We start from the raw sequence: 19,977 nt of genomic DNA, 5'->3' as shown, positions 1-19,977 counted from the left end.
TTAAAATGATCCCTCAGAACTTTAAAGACATACTAAGCAACGGCGAAAATGTAGGGTTATACCAGACTCTGGCGCTTATATTATTTGTATTGTTCTTTATAGGATTGGTATATGTGGTTTTTAAAAAACCTAAAAAATACTACAGGGACAGAGAAAATGCACCATTGGAAGATGGTGACGAAATCAATAATAATCTACATTAAGAAAAAAACGATATGAAACCAAGAACGCCCGTATTTGTAAACTTTGTAATTGTGGTGGCTTTGCTAATCATTGTTTACAATATGTTTGTGCAAAACACTTCTTTCTTTGGCTCTCCATACTTCTGGGCTACTATTATTATTGCCGGAATCATGGTATTTATAGCAAACGGAATTGGTGATCTTATAGAAAACAATCGTTTTCAAAAGTTATCCGAGGAAGAGAAGAAAGCTTATCTTGAAGACAAGAAGACTCCATACTACAAAAGATTGTGGGCTTCTGCATTCAAAAAGCAATCTAATGCTGAAGAGCAGGATATGATCATCGACCACGGTTTCGATGGTATTACAGAATTAGACAATGCGCTTCCAAAATGGTGGTTAGGTCTATTCTACTTCGGATGTATATTCTGCGTAGTGTATGTTTCTGCTTATGCATTTACTGACTATGCACACCCGGTAGCAGAATACGAAAAAGAATACAAAGAACAGTTAGCTGCAATTGCAGAGTATGAGAAAACAGCTCCTAAGATTACAGTAGAAACTGCAAAATATGACCCTGCGAATATCCCTGAAGGACAACAGTTATTTGACTCTAACTGTGCTTCATGTCACGGACAAGGTGGTAAAGGAGGAATTGGTCCTAACTTAACAGATGACTACTGGATTAACGTTAAAGAACAAGACGTTTTCCACAATGTTTTCTGGATGGACGAAAACGGATCTCCTAATAACCCTGCGATGAGAGCCTTTATTAAAGAAGGTGTAATTACAGGAAAAGATGCTGAAAAAATTGCAGCATACATTTACCACATTAATCAGGAGATACCTCCGATTACGCAAGCACAAGGAGGAGCCGCTCCTCAAGGAGAAGTCGCCCCATGGGTTAAAGGAACACCAAGAAAGTAATAGCCCAGCTATTACTTTTTATTTTTTATATAGGACTGAGTTATGGCAACAGAAAAACAAAAATCAGATTTTGAACAGGCTTACGTTGTAGAAGCCGAAACATTTCGGGATTCTGTAGGTACAATGGATAACACCGGTAAACGGAAATGGGTATTCCCTAGGAAACCAAAGGGAAAATACACCAACTACCGAAACATTGTAAGTACACTCCTGTTAATTGTCTTTTTTGTTTTACCATTCCTGAAAATAAATGGTAACCCGGTTCTGAAATTCAACATTCTTGATCGTGAGTTCTTTATTTTCGGACAGCCATTTTACCCTCAGGACTTTTTTATTCTGACAATAGGTGCTATTACAGGATTAATCTTTATCACACTATTCACCGTTGTTTTCGGTAGAATATTCTGCGGCTGGATATGTCCTCAGACAATTTTTATGGAAAGTGTTTTCCGTAAAATAGAATACCTTATAGAAGGAGACAGAAACAAACAAATGCGTCTTGATGCACAGCCATGGAATACAGAGAAAATCTGGAAACGCGGACTGAAGTGGAGTATCTTCATTCTTATCTCATTGATTATTTCCCATTTAATGTTCTCTTATATTGTAGGGTATGAAAGGGTTTTGGCAATAATGAAAGAGGGACCCGTTAAAAATTACGATAATTTCCTTGTTATGATTCTTTTTTCTGCTGCATTCTATTTTGTATTTGCATGGTTCAGAGAACAGGTATGTACACTGGTCTGTCCTTACGGAAGATTACAGGGAGTATTGATTGATAAAAAAACCATCAACGTATTCTACGATTTTAAACGTGGTGAAAACCGCTCTAAATGGAGAAAAGGTGAAGACCGTAAAGCAGCAGGAAAAGGAGACTGTATCGACTGTGGACAATGTGTTGTTGTGTGCCCGACAGGTATTGACATCCGTAATGGCCAGCAGTTGGAATGTATCAATTGTACAGCATGTATTGATGCCTGTGATGAAGTAATGGACAAAGTAGGCCTTCCAAAAGGACTTATCCGTTATGCTTCTGAAGATGAAATAGAGAAAGGAGAGAAATTTAAATTCACAACGAGAATGAAAGCTTACGCAGCAGTTCTGCTTTTACTTGTTATAGGATCTTCATTCATAATTCTTAACCGCTCTTCAGTTGAAGGCAAATTTATAAAACCTGCTGGATCTACTTATTATGTAAAAGACAGCCGCACTATCAATGTATACAATTATACCCTTCTAAATAAAAGTAACGAAGACAAGGTTGTTACTATTAAAATAATTTCGCCACAAAATGGAGAAATTGAAGTAATCGGCGGGGTTAACAAAATTATTATGAAGCGAGATGTTTCTACTAAAGGAACAATTAATATCTCCTTCCCTTCAAAAGAGATAAACCTTTCAAAACAAAATATAGTTATCGGAGTTTATGACCAGAAAGGAGCCCTTATCGACTCTTATGAAACCTACTTCGAGGGACCATTTAAAATGACGTTGTAATTATGAAATCTAAATTCACTTGGGGACATGGGATGGTCCTTGCATTAGCAGGCTTTATTGCTTTTATACTTGGAATGATATTCTTCTATACAAGAGGCTATCAGACCTCGGAAATGGTATCCGAAAACTACTATGAAGACGAATTAATATACCAGGATGTAATCGACGCTAAAACAGCTGCTGCTGGTTTAACTGAAAAACCTGTATATACTCAGAATACTGATGGAATAAGAATTACTTTTCCAAAGCAGTTTAGCAATGCTAATTCAAAATTCAAGTTTTTCCTGTTCAGAACTGAGGACTCTAATCTGGATATTAAAAAGGAAACAGAATTAGACAGTAATAATTCTATTTTTATACCGGCTAAAGCAGGTATATTAAAAGATGGATCTTATACATTAAAACTTAACTGGAAAGAAAATTCCGGTAAAGCATATCAGATAGATTATAACCTTATATGGACTTCGCATTAGTCATATCAGCTATAGGATTAGGTTTTGCATCCGGGTTTCACTGTATCGGGATGTGCGGTCCTATTGCTCTTTCTATGGGGCTGACTAAACAGCAGCAGACCAATTTCTATTTGCAAAATCTGACTTACCAGTTTGGACGTATACTTACATATACTATTTTAGGCGCCATTTTGGGCATAATAGGTGAAGGATTTGAAATGGCCGGGTTCCAACAGGTTCTTACCATTTCCGTTGGAATTATGCTTATTATTATGGCTTTATTTTCTTTCGGTGGAAAGGACTTTGCTTCCAGAATACCTTTTATCAATAAAGCATTGTTAAAAGTGAAGATTAATCTGGGCCGGTTATTACAGAAAGCAGATTACAAATCCCGTTTTACTACAGGATTGCTGAATGGCCTTTTACCATGTGGTATGGTCTATATGGCACTTACAGCTTCACTGGCTGCTGGTGGCGTATGGCAGGGAGCTGCTTTTATGGGAATTTTCGGACTCGGAACTTTTCCGTTTATGTTTGCAGTCGTACTGGTTGGAAATTTAATGAATCAGGCTTTAAGAATAAAAGTTTTAAAAGTGATTCCTATCGTTATGATTATTCTTGGCGGACTTTTTATTCTCCGTGGTATGGAAATAGGTATTCCATATCTTTCTCCTGCTTCTGAGGCTATGGGTATATCTAAAGATGCTGCTAGCTGTCATACTCCGGGACACAGTTCCGAAGAACATTCACACTAAAATTTATTTTGTTAATTATAAAAAGAAAACGACCTGATTATTAATCGGGTCGCTTTCTGTATATCATTGAATCTGATTAGATTTTATCAAATCCCGTATAAGCTCTTAATTTTTCCGGAATAGCAATTCCGTCTGCAGTCTGATTATTCTCTAAGATTGCAGCCATAATACGTGGCAATGCCATAGCAGAACCATTTAGTGTATGTACCAACTGAGTCTTACCATCCGCTTTATAACGACACTTAAGTCTGTTAGCCTGGAAAGATTCAAAGTTAGATACTGAACTTACTTCTAACCATTTCTCCTGTGCAGCACTCCATACTTCGAAATCATATGTCATTGCAGCTCCAAATCCGGTATCTCCACCGCATAGTCTAAGAATACGGTAAGGAAGTCCAAGATCTTCAAGAATACCTTTTACATGCTCTACCATTCCGTCTAAAGCTGCATAAGAATTTTCAGGCTTTTCAAGTCTTACAATTTCTACTTTTTCAAACTGGTGCAGTCTGTTTAATCCTCTTACATGCGCACCGTAAGATCCGGCTTCTCTTCTGTAACACTGAGAAAATGCTGTATGAAGAATAGGCAATTGTCTTTCTTCCAATAATTCGTCTCTGTAAAGATTAGTTACCGGCACTTCCGCAGTAGGGATAAGGTATAGCTGATCTTCATTGATGTAATACATCTGGCCTTCTTTATCAGGCAGCTGACCAGTTCCGTATCCAGAAGCTTCATTTACTACATGTGGAGGATTTACTTCAATATATCCGGCTTCAGTATTCTTATCCAGAAAGTACTGTACTAATCCACGTTGTAAACGTGCTCCTTTGCCTAAATAAACAGGAAATCCTGCTCCGGCAATCTTCACCCCCAATTCAAAATTGATGATGTTATATTTAGCTGCAAGTTCCCAATGTGGGATTGCTCCTTCACCTAAACCTTCAACATCACAATTCTGGAATACAATTTCATTATCAGTTTCAGACACCCCAGCTTTCACAAGCTCATTAGGGATATTCGGAATCTGGTAAAGGATATGCAAAAGTGATTTTTCAACCTCATTCAATTCATGCTGAAGTTCTTTACTTCTTTCTTTAATGTCCGTAGTCTTTTGCTTCGCTGCTTCAGCTTCTTCTTTTTTGCCCTCTTTCATTAAAGCACCAATCTCTTTCGAGATTTTGTTCATTTCGGAAAGTTGTGAGTCAAGTTCAAACTGAATTTTCTTACGTTGGTCATCAGTGGACACAGCCAAATCTACCAATTCAGGGTTCTTGAAATTTCTCTTTTGTAAACCTTCTAAAACGCGTGCTTTTTCATCACGCAAAAAATTAACTTGTAACATAATATGAATTGTTTTGCAAAGTTAAAAAAACCATGCTGTAAATTATAAAATTCTGAAAAGATGTGTGTATTATAACGGAAAATTATTGTTTGGTAATTGTGACATTCTTTTGCTGGCCACCGGATCCATTAAAGACAACTTTTTTATTAATACTAATGGAGGAAACATTGAATAGTGAGGGGGTCCAGAAATAGACAATATCCAATGTATCCCGTGCCATCACTTTTGTATCATTAGTGACTTTATTATAATTAATAAGAATCTGAGATGTATACTTCTTACTTGTAGCAGTTGAATCAGACAATCCCTGTCTTATTGCTCCTGCAATATATTGCAAATAATTCTTCTTGGCATCATCAACTCCTGGTGTTATACCCGAAACTGCAGTATTACCCGTAACAGACAAATTATCTATAAAGGTAATTCTACTGGCATATCCTGTAGGATCATTCGGAATAATAAGATCATTGCCTTTAGTATCCTGAAAATAAAAATTGATCGTCTGATCAATATTCTGGTGTACACCATCATCCTGCCTGCATGCCGTCACAAGCAAAAAAACAAATGCTAACCCGAAAAAAAATTGCCATTTCTTCATATACAAAACTAACAGCTATAGTTTAGGCAATATGGCCTGCCCAGCTTTTTTTAAGCGGAAGTAAAAAATTGCTTAAGAAATCCAGATAAGTATTTTTAGAAAAATCAAAAACTTCAACGTCATCACCAATTTCTCCATTTTTAACTTTGGAACGGAAATCTGTAAGTTTTAATGTCTTCACTTCTCCATTCTCCAGATAACAAGCTTTCATTCTGTTGAAAAGTCCTAACTGATAATCTGCATCAATTTCATGCATTAGCTTACCCAAAGCATCTATACTACAGCCAGAAGCCATTTCTTTTTCTTCGTCTACACAGATAATAATAAATTGATTTTTTTCGATTTTAAAAGAAGCTTCAAGCTCTTTTCCATGAGCTTTCCATCCGCCTAAAAAATCATAAATTCTTTCTGTAATATCTTTAGCTTCTTTAGCCGTAAATGCTCTGCTTGCGGGATAAGTAATAACTCTGTAATCGTTTGTTTCTACAACTTCTGAAGATTCAATTTTCATCACAATACAATTTAATTTTACAATTCTTCTGCTTCAGCTATAAGCTCAACAATATCTTTTACCTGAACTTCTTCATTTTTATTAAAATGCTTCACACCATCTGTCATCATTGTATTACAGAACGGGCAACCCGTTGCTACAATATTTGGTTTCAGTTCCAGTGCTTCTTCTGTTCTTTCTATATTGATGTCTTTATTACCTTTTTCGGGCTCTTTAAACATCTGTGCACCACCCGCTCCACAACATAACCCGTTGGTTTTGCAACGCTTCATTTCTACAAGCTCAGCATCTAGTTTTTCAAGGAGTTGTCTTGGTGCCTCATATTCATCATTTGCACGACCAAGATAGCATGGATCGTGGAAAGTAATTCTTCTTCCTTTAAAACTTCCGCCTTCTATTTTCAGTCTTCCATCAGCCATTAACTCCTTTAGGAATTGTGTATGATGCAATACTTCATAATGACCACCCAATTCCGGATATTCATTTTTCAGAGTATTAAAACAGTGTGGACAAGCTGTTACAATTTTTTTAACCTCGTATGCGTTTAGGACTTCTATATTAGTTAGAGCCATCATCTGGAAAACAAACTCGTTACCTGCACGTTTTGCAGGATCCCCTGTACAACTTTCTTCCTGTCCCAATACAGCAAACTCTACTCCTATTTTATTCAGAAGTTTTGCAAAAGCTTTTGTTATTTTTTTAGCACGATCATCAAAACTTCCGGCACAACCTACCCAGAATAATACTTCCGGAGCTTTGCCTTCAGCCATATAATCAGCCATTGTCTTTATAGTGAAGTCCATTTTTTTTAGTTTACCAATTTATCAATGTAACTGTTTACCAATATTGCTACATTGTTATATTTTACATTGTTATATTAGCTTTCGTTTGCCCAGTTCAATCTGTCTGCCTGATTGTATTGCCATGGTGCAGCATTGTTTTCAATATTCGTCATCATCAGATTAAGTTCCTGAGGTGCCGAAGACTGTTCCATTACCATAAACCTTCTCATTTCAAATATAATGGAAAGCGGATCAATAAGTACCGGACAAGCTTCTACGCAAGCATTACAAGTCGTACATGCCCATAGCTCTTCACGAGAGATATGATCGTCCAAAAGCTTTTTACCATCGTCTACAAACTTCCCGTTTTTATTAATGTTTTTGCCAACCTCTTCCAGCCTGTCCCTCGTCGCCATCATAATACGGCGTGGAGAAAGCTTTTTCCCCGTAATATTTGCCGGGCAAACAGCTGTACACCGACCGCATTCTGTACACGAATAAGCATTAAGTAATTGTACTTTGTTCAGATCGAACACATCATTTGCTCCGAATTTATCCGGAACAGCATTCGGATCTGCATCGGCAGGTGCAGCTGCATAAGGATCTGCATTAGGATCCATCATTAGCTTTATTTCTTTTGTTACAGAATCAAGATTGTTGAATTTCCCTTTCTTCTGAAGATTTGCAAACCATGTATTGGGAAAAGCAAAAAGAATATGCAAATGTTTAGAGTAATACAAGTAGTTCATAAAGAAGAATACTCCTATAATGTGAAACCACCATGCTGCCTTTTCTGTAAAGATTAGAAAACCATTACTAAAATTATTAAATATTGGTGCAAACAGATGAGAGCTCACAGGGAAATTTCCATGTACAGGTAAAATTCCTCTTTGTTGTAAAACCCAATCTGCAGTATTCATTTTAAAGAATGCCATCATCAGTGCAAATTCTATAACAAGAATCCAATTGGCATCATTCTTTGGCCAGCCGAGAAGTTCTTTCATATTAAGACGTCGAACGTGTACAATGTTTCTTCTGATAAAGAATATAACAATAGAAACCGCCACAAGAAAAGCCATAATTTCTAAAACTGAAGTAAACACATTGTAAAATCCAGCCCCCAATATTCCGGCAAGGAAACGGTGGGTACCAAAAAGTCCGTCTACAAAAATCTCTATAAGCTCAAGATTTACAATTATAAATCCTAAGTAAACCAAAATATGCAATATCCCTGCAACAGGTCTTTTAACCATTTTGCCTTGGCCAAGCGCCACACGACCCATAATAGCCCAACGTTCATTTTTATTATCTGAACGATCGATATCCTTTCCCAGGTTAACATTGCGCACAAGCTCTTTAAGGCTCTTAAAGAAAAGTCCGAAACCTACTATCAGGAGGATAAGAAACAAAATGTTACTAATATATTGCATATCTAAATTTAATATTATTTAGCAGATTTACCAAATACCGAAATATTAATATAACGTTTCGGGTTTGTTTTAAGGTCTTCCATCAATGCATTAAGCGATGCGGCAGACTTATTAAGGTTATTGTACAGTTCCTCGTCTTTGGTCAATTTTCCTAAAGATCCTTTTCCGGATTCTATCCCTGCAATAACCTTGTTAAGCTGATCAGATGTTTCGCTTAATTTAGCAACTGCATCATTCAGCTGTTTTGTATTAATGCTTTCAGCAACCTTACCATATTTATCTACAGTATTATTCGCTGTAATCATTGTTTTATTAGCATTATCCAGCACATTGTTCAGCCTTCCTTCACTACCAGCCAAAAGTTTATTGGTCTGTTGTGATGTTATTCTGAATGATTCAACCGTTCCATTAAGATTTTTCAGAAGAAGTTTGATCTCTCTTCTGTTTTCATCATCCATAATTTTGTTGGTACTTGCTACAGCAGAATCAAGACGGGATAATACGGATGTTAATTTATCTTTTACCGGCCCTACCTGAGATGAAAGGCTATTCATCATAGATTGTTTGAAAGCTCCTCTCAGAGTATCACCATTTTTAGCGTATGGTTGGTTATATGCCAGATTAACTCTGATTTCTTTACCGGACATTAGGCCTGGTTCAAAAATTTCAACACTTGAATTCTTTGAGAACACAAAATCATTATTAACACTAATTTTCACCACAAAATAAATATGACCATTACTCTGGGTCATCGGCTTAATTTCTATAACCTGACCTACCTTCAATCCATTGATGGATACAGGGCTTGATTTTGCGAGGCCTTCTACATTGTCGTATTTTACATAGTAGTTATCATCTGTTGAGAATAAACTCTTACCTTTCATAAACTGAAAAAGAATAACAAAACCAACGATGGCCAAAATTGCTATAAGTCCTGCTTTAACTTCTTTGGAAATTTTCACGAATATATATTTTAATGAGCAAATATAAGGTTTTTTAAAGTATGAAAAATTATTCAATAAATAGAAAAAGCAACCGATAACGGTTGCTTTTTATGTTGTCAGAATATCTTTATTTGTTTAGTGCTGGCCCGCAGCTGCCTTGTTATAAATCTCGATTCTGTAATCTTTGATATCAGCTTTGTCCTGTAGACTCTTTAATAAAGCCTGTCCGTACATCTGTGCCCCCTGCTGCATCAATGCCTGAGCAATTGACTTCGCATCTCCACCTTGTTTGTTTTCAGCAACAGATTTCTTAACTACTACATATACTCCGGCAACACCTTCAACTGGTTTAGAAAGTTGGTTTGCTTTTGCTCCGAATGCAGCACCTGCAACTTTAGGCTCCATTCCACCACTTAATGCAGGGTTTAGGATATTAATTTGTCCGCTTTCTTTAGCAACTCCGAAAAGTTTTGCCACCTGATCCAATGAAGAAGGCTTTTGAGCATCGATCTTTTCAATAATCTTTTTAGCTAATAGCTGGTTCTTTACAATTGGTTCAATTTCTGAACGCACAGATTCAGGATCAGCAAGACCTGCATCTTGTTTTCCGTTCAGGTAAGCCACTACATAATCACCATTACTTGTCGTAAAGATATTAGTATCTCCTGCTTTTGTTTTTTTATCAAATGCCCATGCCAATACATCTGCATCTTTATCTGTATTGATTCCCTGGATTTGTCCCTGGAAACGTTTTGCCATTTTCGGGTTAGCAAAAGTATAGTTCTTTTTCTTTGCAATATTGCTAAAGTCATTGAAGCTCTTACCTTGTACATCCTGAATAAATTTATTTGCTTCAGTGTATACAGTGCTATTTGTTTTATCAGAAGCTTTGATCTCTTTTACAAGATTAGCCACTTTGTAGCCCATAGCTCCAGGTTTCTTATCTTCGATATTGATGATATGATAACCAAATTGAGTTTCAACAACTCCTGTAGCTCCTTTTGGATTTGCAGCTAAGTAAGCTTTGAATTCAGGAACAAATGGAGTTTCTGGAGTAGTCCATCCTAATTCACCTCCTTGTGCAGCAGATCCCGGATCAGCTGAAAACTTAAGGAAGTCAGTAAATTTAGCAGGGTTAGCTTTTACAACAACGCCAATACTATCTGCAAGTTTTTTCGCCTGCTCTTTTGTTCTTTTCTCTTTTCCTGCCTGATCAGCCGGGCTTCCTTTGAAAGCAATAAGAATATGTCTTGATTTTACAGAATCGCTAGGCTGTTTTCCAACTAATTTAGAAACAACATAGTAACGGTCCTGTACTTTGTATGGTCCGAATGACTGTCCTACAGCTGCACCTCCTAAGAAACTTCTGATTTCTTCTGGCTGCTGAGCCAATGCTAAGAACTGAGAATTGAAAGGGACATCAGAATTAACCGTAACGAACATTGAGTCGTTTTTGGTATTCTGAAAACTTTCAACTCCGGCTCCCATATCAACACCCTGAGTATTCAGTTTGTTAATTTCAGTCTGAGTAGCAGCTTCATCCTGAGCACTCGGTTTAGCCGGGAACAATACAATCCCAATATTTCTGCTTGGATCTGCTTTGAACATTAATGGATGTTTTTTAATATAGTCTGCAAGATCCTGAGTTGTAACTTTTACATTATTGACACGTCCAAATGCAGCATAATCTACTTTCACGTAATCAATATTCGCTAACTGATCTCTTTCTTTCAAGATTTCAGCCGCTTCTTTATTGTTGGCAGTAACTCCGGCAGTAACGTTTGCAAAAAACTGCCTTGCCATGATACGGTATTCAATACCTTTTTTCATTTTAAGCCAGTTAGCATACTGCTCCGGGTTCTGGGCTTTCATAGCCTCGATTTCTTTTTTAAGCTCCTGAACTTTAAAGTTCCCTTTTTCGTCTACCAATTGAGGGTTCTGAGCAAACATCGGATCGTACTGGATTTGATTCCAGAACATTTCGTCCGTTAATTTCAGCCCCATCTTTTCAAACTGTTGTTTGATTAGTTTGGACTGAATAATCATTTGCCATGCCTGCTCTTCTAAAGCCTCTCTAGGCTGTCCCTGAGACTGTTGTTGTAAAAGAAAAATCTGATCATCCAGTTCCTCACGGGTGACTTTTTCTCCGTTTACTTTTCCTAAAACATTTGGGTCTTTACCAAAAACTTTGTTTAGGCTATCGGGATTAACCAGGAAAGCCAAAAGCGCGATGGCTAAAAAACCTATCAGGATCCAAGGCCTCTTTCTAATTTCACTTAAAACTGCCATTAATAATGTATTTTCGTTTTAAAATTATTTGTAAACTTTTATTGAATATCAAGGTGCGAAAATAAACATTTTTAATGGAATAAAGAATTTTTTTTAGTATACCTCAATAAATTTGAAAGCAGAAATTTTGTCCTAAAAAAAATATATATTTCACAATGGCATATCTATTGTGCCATCTTACCTACTCTCGAAAATTCAGCTGTTTATCTATGAAGCTGAAACGGAGTTTATTTTTTTATGACAAACTGACATAGTATGAGCGACAAAGAAATATTAGAAATCGAAGATTTTTTAGAAGACGGTTTCAACATTATTGAAGAGGAAATAAAAGACAGTATAGACAAAGAAACTGAGAAAAACCAAAAAATCTTCCCATTACTTGCAGTTCGCAACATCGTTCTTTTTCCTAAAGTAATTATGCCTATTACAGCAGGAAGAGAAAAATCAATTAAACTACTGCAGGAAGCACACAAACAGGGCAAACTTATCGCAGTAGTAAGCCAAAAAAATGCGTCAGAAGAAGAGCCTACACCATCTTCGCTGAACTCAATTGGTACTCTTGGTAAAATTCTGAAGATTATTAACCTTCCTGAAGGAAACATTACAGCTATTATTAAAGGGGTAGACCGTTGCAAAGTAAAAAAGGTGCTGACCGAAGAACCTTATTTTACCACTGAAATTACCAGATTAAAAGATACAGAAGTTAAAAAAGACAGGCAGGAGTTTGCTGCTTTAATAGATAACATCAAGGATATCTCTTTGCGCATTATAGAAATCGATCCCAATATACCTAATGCAGCAAACTTTGCTGTAAAAAATATTACCGGAGAAGCGGACTTACTCAATTTTATATGCTCTAACGCAAGTTTTCCAACCGAGACCAAGCAGCAGCTATTAGAAATTAAAGATCTATACCAGCGCGCAGCCAAATGCTATGAGCTATTATCTGAAGATTTCCAGAAAATAGAATTAAAAAATCAGATCCATCAGAAAACCAGTCGCGATCTGGATAAACAACAACGAGAATATTTTCTTAACCAGCAGATCCGAACTATTCAGGAAGAATTGGGAGGTGGTCCAGAAGGCGATGCTGACGAACTTCGTGAAAAAGCACAAAAGAAAAACTGGAATGAGGATGTTGAACAGCATTTCCAGAAAGAATTAGGAAGGTTATTAAGACAAAATCCTAATTCACCGGATTACAATGTTCAGCGTAATTATCTGGACTTCTTTACAGATTTGCCATGGGCGACCTATTCTAAAGATATTTTTGATCTGAAGAAGGCACAAAAAGTTCTGGACAAAGCTCACTTTGGATTGGAGGATATCAAGAAAAGAATACTGGAGCACATGGCCGTCCTGAAGCTGAAAAATGACATGAAATCTCCTATTTTATGTCTTGCCGGCCCTCCGGGAGTTGGTAAAACTTCTTTAGGAAAATCCATTGCTGATGCTTTGGGAAGAAAGTATATCCGTATCTCTTTGGGAGGACTTCACGATGAAAGCGAAATCCGAGGCCACCGAAAAACATATATTGGTGCTATGGCCGGAAGAATCCTTCAGGCTATAAAAAAAGCAGGAACATCTAACCCTGTCATTGTTTTAGATGAGATCGATAAAATTGGTACTGGTGTACACGGTGATCCGTCCTCAGCTCTTTTAGAAGTCTTAGATCCGGAACAGAATAATTCTTTCTACGACAACTTCTTAGAATATGGATATGATTTATCCAAAGCCATGTTTATTGCTACAGCCAATAACCTTAGTGCTGTACAGCGTCCATTATTAGACAGAATGGAGATTATTGACATTTCCGGATATACACTGGAAGAAAAAATCGAAATCGCTAAAAGACACCTTATCAGTAAGCAGCTAAAAGAAAACGGATTGACATCCGATGCTATAAAACTGGGAAATAAAGAAATCGCCCATATCATTGAGGCACATACCTCGGAAAGCGGTGTAAGAAGACTGGAGAAAAACATTGCTTCTGTTGTACGTTGGGTTGCTTTACAAAAAGCAATGGAGCAGGAATATGATTCAAAAATTACTGTAGAAAAGATTGATGAAATTCTTGGAGTACCTCGCCCTAAAAGCCTTTCTGAAACAACAAATGTTCCAGGAGTTGTTACCGGACTTGCCTGGACAAGTGTAGGTGGTGACATTCTGTTTATTGAAAGTATATTATCTAAAGGCAAAGGCACAACCATAACAATGACCGGAAACCTTGGTAATGTTATGAAAGAGTCAGCTACTATCGCCTTAGAATACATCAAAGCTAAGTATGAAGAACTGGGTATGACGGAAGAACAGCTAACGGATAAGAATATCCACATTCACGTACCTGAAGGTGCTACCCCTAAAGATGGACCTTCTGCAGGTATTGCAATGCTGACTTCTATGGTTTCCAGCTTTACCAACAAAAAAGTAAAGTCGAATCTTGCTATGACCGGCGAGATTACACTTCGTGGAAAAGTTCTTCCTGTAGGTGGAATTAAAGAAAAATTACTTGCCGCAACACGTGCAGGTATCAAAGATGTTATTTTGTGTGAAGCCAACCGTAAAGATGTTGAAGAAATAAAGAAAGAATATCTTAAAAATCTAAACATTCATTATGTAAATAAAATGAAAGAAGTAATAGAAATAGCACTTTAGTCATTCACAACATAAAACCTATACAATTATAAACTTCACAAAATATGTGAAGTTTATTTTTTATAACTTTGGTCTAAACTATTAAATTACAAAATTATGAAAATCGTAAAATTCATCATTTTCCTATTGTTTGGGCTAATGTTTATTCAGGCCGGATTGGATAAGTTTTTTCACTTTATGCCAACTCCCCAGTTAACTGAAGAGCAGAAAAAAATATTCGGGGCTATTATGGAAATTGGCTGGCTTCTTCCTTTGGTAGCCGTTGTTGAAATTACTGGTGGACTATTAGTTATCTTCCCAAAAACAAGAGCTTTGGGCGCTATTATTATCCTTCCCGTTATGGTAGGCATCCTGCTTCATAACCTTAAAGACACTACTGGATTACCTATTGCGGCTCCTTTAGCATTAATCAACCTTTGGATGCTTATAGACAACAGCAGCAAATACAAAAACCTGATAAGCTAAATACACTAATCACTAAATATTTAATTAGCCGTCCAATTTTTTTGGGCGGTTTTTTATGCTTACTTAATATTTTAACTCTCACTGAAGAGAAATATTGTTTTACAAAACACTCATTATCAATTTATTAAAAGTAAAAATCTATTTACAAGAATTTTACGCTTGATTTTCAAGTGGCCAGATCAGAACTTTTGGATCTTTGGAATAGCTAACGATCAAAAATTCTAATTATGAAAAATAATACATTAAATCTAACCCTTGCATCCGTACTTATTCTTAGCGTTTTTTCTTGCAAAAAACAGGAATCTGCTTCTATGTCCGATGCAAATTATGAATCCGCAAAAGCGGTCTCAGCAGAAGCCTCAGCGTCTACAACAGATAGCATATCTTTAGCAGCCTCTACACAGGTAAAAGGCAAAGAGTTTGTAAAAACAGCAACAGTAAATATGGAGGTTAAAGACGTCTATGATACAACTATTAAAATAGAAAATCAGCTGAAGCAAATGGGTGGTTATGTCATTAACAGTGAACTCAAAAACAATCTGCTCTCAGAGGAGACTTATAACCAGAGTGATGACAAAGCTGTTATGGTAAAAAAATCAACTATGCAGAATGATATGGTTGTAAAAGTACCCACCATGCAGCTGGCAGATTTCCTTCAACAGATTAACAGCCAGAATTTGTTTTTAAATTCCAGAATCATCAATGCTGAAGATGTAACAGCAAACATTAAAATGGCACAGCTGGAACAGCAAAGAATGAAGAAAAAAGAAGGCAATATCGATAAGCTTAAACCTACATCCACAACCGTAGAACAAGGCGATGACAACGAAAGAGATCACAATCAGAATATTATAGATTCTTACAACCTGAAAGATAACATTGCTTACAGCACTGTGAATCTGAGCATAAAAGAGCCCAATGTTCGTGTAGCAGAAATAGCTGTAACCAATACCAAATCAATAGATGCAAAATATAAAACCAACTTCTTTTACGAGGCTAAATTATCTATTATCAACGGATTCTACCTTATTCAACAATTTTTTATCATTCTGCTAAATTTATGGCCATTTGCTCTTATAGTAGCAGGAATTATATGGTTTGTTCGCGCTAAAGGCTTGAAACGGCCAAAATCTCCAAAACCAACAGTAAATGACTAAGTAAAAGGACTGCAAATGCAGTCCTTTTACTTTACAATCTATTCATACTCAAAAAAGTAAAAAATTCAATACGATTGCGTAAATTTGCGTCTTAAAACCATTACGAAAATGTCTTTAAACACAATCAATCCTACTGAAACCAAAGCCTGGGCACAACTAAAAGAACATTTCGCGGAAACAGATTTCGATCTGAAGCAGCTTTTCACAGAAGATAAAAGCAGATTTTCGGAATTTTCTATCCAGAGGGAGAACCTTCTGTTTGATTTTTCAAAAAACCTTGTAGATAAAAAAGCTTTTGAACTTCTTTTAGCACTGGCAGAAGAGTGTCATGTGAAGGATGCCATCGAAAAAATGTTTACCGGAGACCTGATTAACCAAACTGAAAACAGAGCTGTACTTCATACAGCCCTGAGAAATTTTGGAGAAGAAAAGATTGTAGTTAATGGTAAAAGCATCGATGAAGATGTTCAGAGAGTGCTGAACCAAATGAAAGTTTTTTCTGAAAAAATTATTTCAGGAGAACATAAAGGGTTTTCAGGAAAAGAAATCACAGATGTTGTAAACATAGGGATCGGAGGTTCTGACCTCGGCCCTGTAATGGTTTGCAGCGCGCTGAAGCACTATAAAACAAGATTAAACACACACTTCGTATCCAATGTAGATGGTAATCATATTGCTGAAGTTGTCAAAAATCTGAATCCGGAAACAACTTTGTTTATCATTGCTTCCAAAACATTCACAACTCAGGAAACAATGACCAATGCACTTTCTGCAAAAGAATGGTTCCTGAAAGCAGGAAAAGAGGAAGATGTTGCAAAACATTTCGTAGCACTTTCCACAAACGTTGAAGCTGTAAAGAATTTCGGAATTGCTGAAGAAAATATCTTCGAATTCTGGGATTGGGTTGGCGGAAGATACTCACTTTGGAGTGCAATCGGATTAAGCATTGTACTAGCCGTAGGATACAACAACTTCGAAAAATTACTTCGTGGTGCACAGGACACGGATAAACATTTTAGAAATACAGAATTTAAAAACAATATCCCTGTACTAATGGGTATATTAGGAGTTTGGTATCGCAACTTCTTCGATGCAAGTTCATATGCGATATTACCATACAGCCAGTATCTTGACAGATTTGCAGCATACCTGCAGCAAGGAGATATGGAAAGTAATGGTAAATCTGTTGACAGAAATGGCGAATTTGTAGATTACGAAACCGGACCTATCATCTGGGGAGAGCCGGGAACAAACGGACAGCATGCTTTCTACCAATTGATTCACCAAGGAACTGAGCTTATTCCAGCTGACTTTATTGCATATGTAAAAGCAAACAATAACCTTAGTGATCACCAAGACAAATTAATGTCCAACTTCTTTGCACAGACGGAAGCTTTAGCTTTTGGTAAGACAAAAGAAGAAGTAATTACTGAGCTAAAAGCATCCGGAAAAAATGAAGAAGAAATTGCCTTTTTAACCAATTTCAAAACATTCACAGGTAATACACCTACTAACTCTTTCATTTTTGAAGAATTAACGCCATTTACTCTGGGACAGCTTATTGCTTTTTACGAGCACAAAATTTTTGTTCAGGGTGTGATCTGGAATATTTTCAGTTTCGACCAATGGGGGGTAGAATTAGGAAAAGCTTTAGCAAATAAAATCCTTCCAGAACTGGAGAATACTGCAGAAATTACATCACATGACAGCTCTACGAACGGACTGATTAATTTTTATAAAGCGAAAAAATAGCAATGAAAAAGTTATTCCTTTTTATTATATTATTTTCCTCTGCATACTTATTTTCACAAAAAGTCGGTCTTATTTATAATATTGATTCGATGATAACATCATCAGTTGGAAAAGGAATAATTTCAGAAAAATTAATAAACATTAAACCCACTGAAATCAATGTCATCAATGTTTTTGAAAAAAATCTGGATATAAAAGAGTTAGCAATGCTTAAGCCTTTTAAAAAAGATGTTTACTTAAAAAAAGAACAATTAAAAGATATTTGCCTTCAAAATAATTTAGACGTTCTTATCGTATTACAAAACCCAATAATTTATAAATCTGGCTCACCAGCCCAGCTTGCATTACAAAGCCAAACTAATTTTGGTATTACAGTAATTAGTTTTGCAAAAAAAAGTGTTTTTGCCTATAGTATTATGGAAATGAATATTTTCTCTGTGAAAAAAGATGATTTTATCAAATATCGTTTTTCGAAAAGGTTTGACCCTGCACCTATAAAAAAATTTGATAAAAAATTGATTGACGATGATTTAAATTTAATTTCAGATGAACATTTAAATTACTTCAAACCAATACTTTCAGACATAATGAAAGAATATGCTAATGCTGCATATAATGCAATATCAGATTTAAATAAATAAATTTTAGGTAAACTTGGTTAAAAATATAAAAAAATCTAAATAAAGTAAAAAGAAAGAAAAATGGCACAAATCCTTGACGGACTAAAAGTATCCAAAGAAGTAAAACAGGAAATAAAGGAAGAAGTTCAGAAAATTCTTTCCAACAAAAGACGTGCTCCGCACTTAGTTGCAATTCTTGTTGGAAACAATGGTGCAAGTAAAGCATATGTAAACAGTAAAGTAAAAGACTGTGAAGAAGTAGGCTTCTCCTCTTCACTGGTTAAGTTTCCTGCAACTGTTCCTGAAGCCGAACTTTTGGAGAAAATAGATGAACTGAATAAATCGAAACATGTAGATGGTTTTATCGTTCAGTTACCTTTGCCTAAGCAGATTGATCAGGAAAAGATCATTATGGCAATCGATCCAAGAAAAGACGTGGATGGTTTCCACCCTGAAAACTTTGGAAAAATGGCATTGGAAATGGATACATTCCTTCCGGCAACGCCATTCGGGATTCTGACATTATTAGAAAGATACAATATTGAAACAAAAGGTAAAGACTGTGTAATTATCGGAAGAAGCCGTATCGTAGGACGTCCGATGAGTATCCTTATGGGGCGTAAAGACTTCCCTGGAAACTCTACTGTAACCCTTACACACTCTTATACTAAAGATATAGAAGAATATACAAAAAAAGCTGATATCGTAATTACCGCTCTTGGAGATCCACACTTCCTGAAAGGAGAAATGATTAAAGAAGGTGCAGTAATTATTGATGTAGGAATTACCAGAGTAGATGATGACTCAGAAAAAGGCTATCACCTTGCAGGAGACGTAGATTTTGAAAGCTGTGAGAAAAAAGCAAGCTGGATTACTCCGGTTCCGGGAGGTGTTGGTCCAATGACCAGAGCTATGCTGATGAAAAATACCCTGATTGCCTACAAAACATCAGTGTATAATGATTAATGAAAATGAATAAAGAACAAGATATTTTATTAAAAGAAGGTAAAATGCTCCCTGTAATGGAGCATTTTTACACTTTACAAGGAGAAGGTGCTCATACAGGAAAAGCCGCATATTTCATTCGTTTAGGCGGGTGCGATGTAGGCTGTCACTGGTGCGATGTAAAGGAAAGCTGGGATCCGAACTTACATCCGTTAATGAATGCAGAGGAAATTGCAGAAACCGCAGCAAAATACTGTAAAACAATTGTTTTAACAGGAGGAGAGCCATTGATGTGGAATCTTGAAATTCTGACATCAAAATTAAAAGAACTGGGTTGTACGATCCATATTGAAACTTCCGGTGCCTATCCTATGAGCGGGCATTTGGACTGGATTACACTTTCCCCGAAAAAAACAGGTTTACCATTAGAAGATATTTACAAAGAAGCCAGCGAACTAAAGGTTATTGTTTTCAATAACAACGATTTCAAATTTGCAGAAGAGCAGTCCGCTAAAGTTTCTGACAACTGTAAACGTTATCTTCAGAGTGAATGGAGTAAGAGAAACGAAATGTATCCTAAAATTACGGACTATATATTAGAACATCCGGAATGGCAGGCTTCTGTACAGACTCATAAGTATCTGAACATTCCATAAATAAGACATTTCAAAGAT

At 36.4% G+C, this 19,977-nt stretch carries 19 protein-coding genes; 12 read left to right on the top strand and 7 right to left on the bottom strand.

The window, feature by feature from the left end; translation table 11 throughout:
- Positions 1–5 precede the first annotated feature (5 nt).
- The 5 genes from BAZ10_RS12105 to BAZ10_RS12085 are packed head-to-tail and all read left to right on the top strand — an operon-like array spanning position 6 to position 3,813.
- Positions 6–203: a cbb3-type cytochrome oxidase subunit 3 gene (locus tag BAZ10_RS12105; protein ID WP_021347422.1), complete on the top strand. Its 198-nt coding sequence runs from the start codon at positions 6–8 to the stop codon at positions 201–203.
- A gap of 12 nt (positions 204–215) precedes the next feature.
- On the top strand, positions 216–1,109 hold the full coding sequence (locus tag BAZ10_RS12100; RefSeq protein ID WP_045182959.1) for a cbb3-type cytochrome c oxidase N-terminal domain-containing protein: 894 nt from the start codon (positions 216–218) through the stop codon (positions 1,107–1,109).
- Positions 1,110–1,151: 42 nt separating this feature from the next.
- Positions 1,152–2,606: a cytochrome c oxidase accessory protein CcoG gene (gene ccoG / locus BAZ10_RS12095; protein ID WP_078772264.1), complete on the top strand. Its 1,455-nt coding sequence runs from the start codon at positions 1,152–1,154 to the stop codon at positions 2,604–2,606.
- Between the two features lie 2 nt (positions 2,607–2,608).
- Entirely contained in the window at positions 2,609–3,079 is a 471-nt protein-coding gene (locus BAZ10_RS12090) for a FixH family protein (protein ID WP_078772263.1), read from the top strand.
- Positions 3,064–3,813, top strand: a complete 750-nt coding sequence (locus tag BAZ10_RS12085; RefSeq protein ID WP_034871737.1) for a sulfite exporter TauE/SafE family protein — start codon at positions 3,064–3,066, stop codon at positions 3,811–3,813. Before BAZ10_RS12090 ends, BAZ10_RS12085 begins: the two co-directional genes overlap by 16 nt.
- 76 nt (positions 3,814–3,889) lie before the next feature.
- Here BAZ10_RS12085 and serS read toward each other — a convergent pair whose 3' ends face one another.
- From serS to BAZ10_RS12050, 7 genes are all read right to left on the bottom strand, one after another.
- A complete protein-coding gene (gene serS, locus BAZ10_RS12080) occupies positions 3,890–5,155 on the bottom strand; it encodes a serine--tRNA ligase (protein WP_078772262.1) in 1,266 nt (421 codons plus the stop codon).
- An 82-nt stretch (positions 5,156–5,237) separates the two neighbouring features.
- Complete coding sequence (locus tag BAZ10_RS12075) at positions 5,238–5,753, bottom strand: hypothetical protein (protein WP_078772261.1); 516 nt, start codon at positions 5,751–5,753, stop codon at positions 5,238–5,240.
- Positions 5,754–5,775: 22 nt separating this feature from the next.
- Entirely contained in the window at positions 5,776–6,264 is a 489-nt protein-coding gene (locus BAZ10_RS12070; protein ID WP_078772260.1) for a hypothetical protein, read from the bottom strand.
- A gap of 17 nt (positions 6,265–6,281) precedes the next feature.
- A complete protein-coding gene (locus BAZ10_RS12065; RefSeq protein WP_078772259.1) occupies positions 6,282–7,067 on the bottom strand; it encodes a (Fe-S)-binding protein in 786 nt (261 codons plus the stop codon).
- A gap of 74 nt (positions 7,068–7,141) precedes the next feature.
- Positions 7,142–8,476: a (Fe-S)-binding protein gene (locus tag BAZ10_RS12060; RefSeq protein WP_078772258.1), complete on the bottom strand. Its 1,335-nt coding sequence runs from the start codon at positions 8,474–8,476 to the stop codon at positions 7,142–7,144.
- A gap of 14 nt (positions 8,477–8,490) precedes the next feature.
- Positions 8,491–9,438 (bottom strand): MlaD family protein, encoded by a 948-nt coding sequence (locus BAZ10_RS12055; protein WP_078772257.1) that lies wholly within the window; start codon positions 9,436–9,438, stop codon positions 8,491–8,493.
- A 117-nt stretch (positions 9,439–9,555) separates the two neighbouring features.
- Entirely contained in the window at positions 9,556–11,709 is a 2,154-nt protein-coding gene (locus tag BAZ10_RS12050) for a peptidylprolyl isomerase (protein ID WP_078772256.1), read from the bottom strand.
- A gap of 255 nt (positions 11,710–11,964) precedes the next feature.
- On the opposite strand from BAZ10_RS12050, the gene lon reads away from it, so the two are divergent.
- From lon to BAZ10_RS12015, 7 genes are all read left to right on the top strand, one after another.
- On the top strand, positions 11,965–14,364 hold the full coding sequence (lon, locus tag BAZ10_RS12045) for an endopeptidase La (protein ID WP_078772255.1): 2,400 nt from the start codon (positions 11,965–11,967) through the stop codon (positions 14,362–14,364).
- Positions 14,365–14,460: 96 nt separating this feature from the next.
- Entirely contained in the window at positions 14,461–14,829 is a 369-nt protein-coding gene (locus BAZ10_RS12040) for a DoxX family membrane protein (RefSeq protein ID WP_059156026.1), read from the top strand.
- 227 nt (positions 14,830–15,056) lie between these two features.
- Complete coding sequence (locus BAZ10_RS12035) at positions 15,057–15,986, top strand: DUF4349 domain-containing protein (protein WP_078772254.1); 930 nt, start codon at positions 15,057–15,059, stop codon at positions 15,984–15,986.
- Positions 15,987–16,094: 108 nt separating this feature from the next.
- On the top strand, positions 16,095–17,738 hold the full coding sequence (gene pgi, locus BAZ10_RS12030) for a glucose-6-phosphate isomerase (RefSeq protein WP_078772253.1): 1,644 nt from the start codon (positions 16,095–16,097) through the stop codon (positions 17,736–17,738).
- 2 nt (positions 17,739–17,740) lie between these two features.
- Positions 17,741–18,379, top strand: a complete 639-nt coding sequence (locus BAZ10_RS12025) for a hypothetical protein (protein WP_035589875.1) — start codon at positions 17,741–17,743, stop codon at positions 18,377–18,379.
- 60 nt (positions 18,380–18,439) lie between these two features.
- Positions 18,440–19,324: a bifunctional 5,10-methylenetetrahydrofolate dehydrogenase/5,10-methenyltetrahydrofolate cyclohydrolase gene (locus BAZ10_RS12020; RefSeq protein WP_045182929.1), complete on the top strand. Its 885-nt coding sequence runs from the start codon at positions 18,440–18,442 to the stop codon at positions 19,322–19,324.
- Between the two features lie 5 nt (positions 19,325–19,329).
- Positions 19,330–19,959, top strand: coding sequence for a 7-carboxy-7-deazaguanine synthase QueE (locus BAZ10_RS12015; RefSeq protein ID WP_078772481.1), 630 nt, complete (start codon positions 19,330–19,332; stop codon positions 19,957–19,959).
- The last annotated feature ends 18 nt before the right edge of the window (positions 19,960–19,977 follow it).

Source organism: Elizabethkingia occulta (assembly GCF_002023715.1).
Classification (GTDB): Bacteria; Bacteroidota; Bacteroidia; order Flavobacteriales; family Weeksellaceae; genus Elizabethkingia; species Elizabethkingia occulta.
Note: the sequence above shows the minus strand (reverse complement) of the source record. Positions and strands in the feature narration are given on the sequence as shown.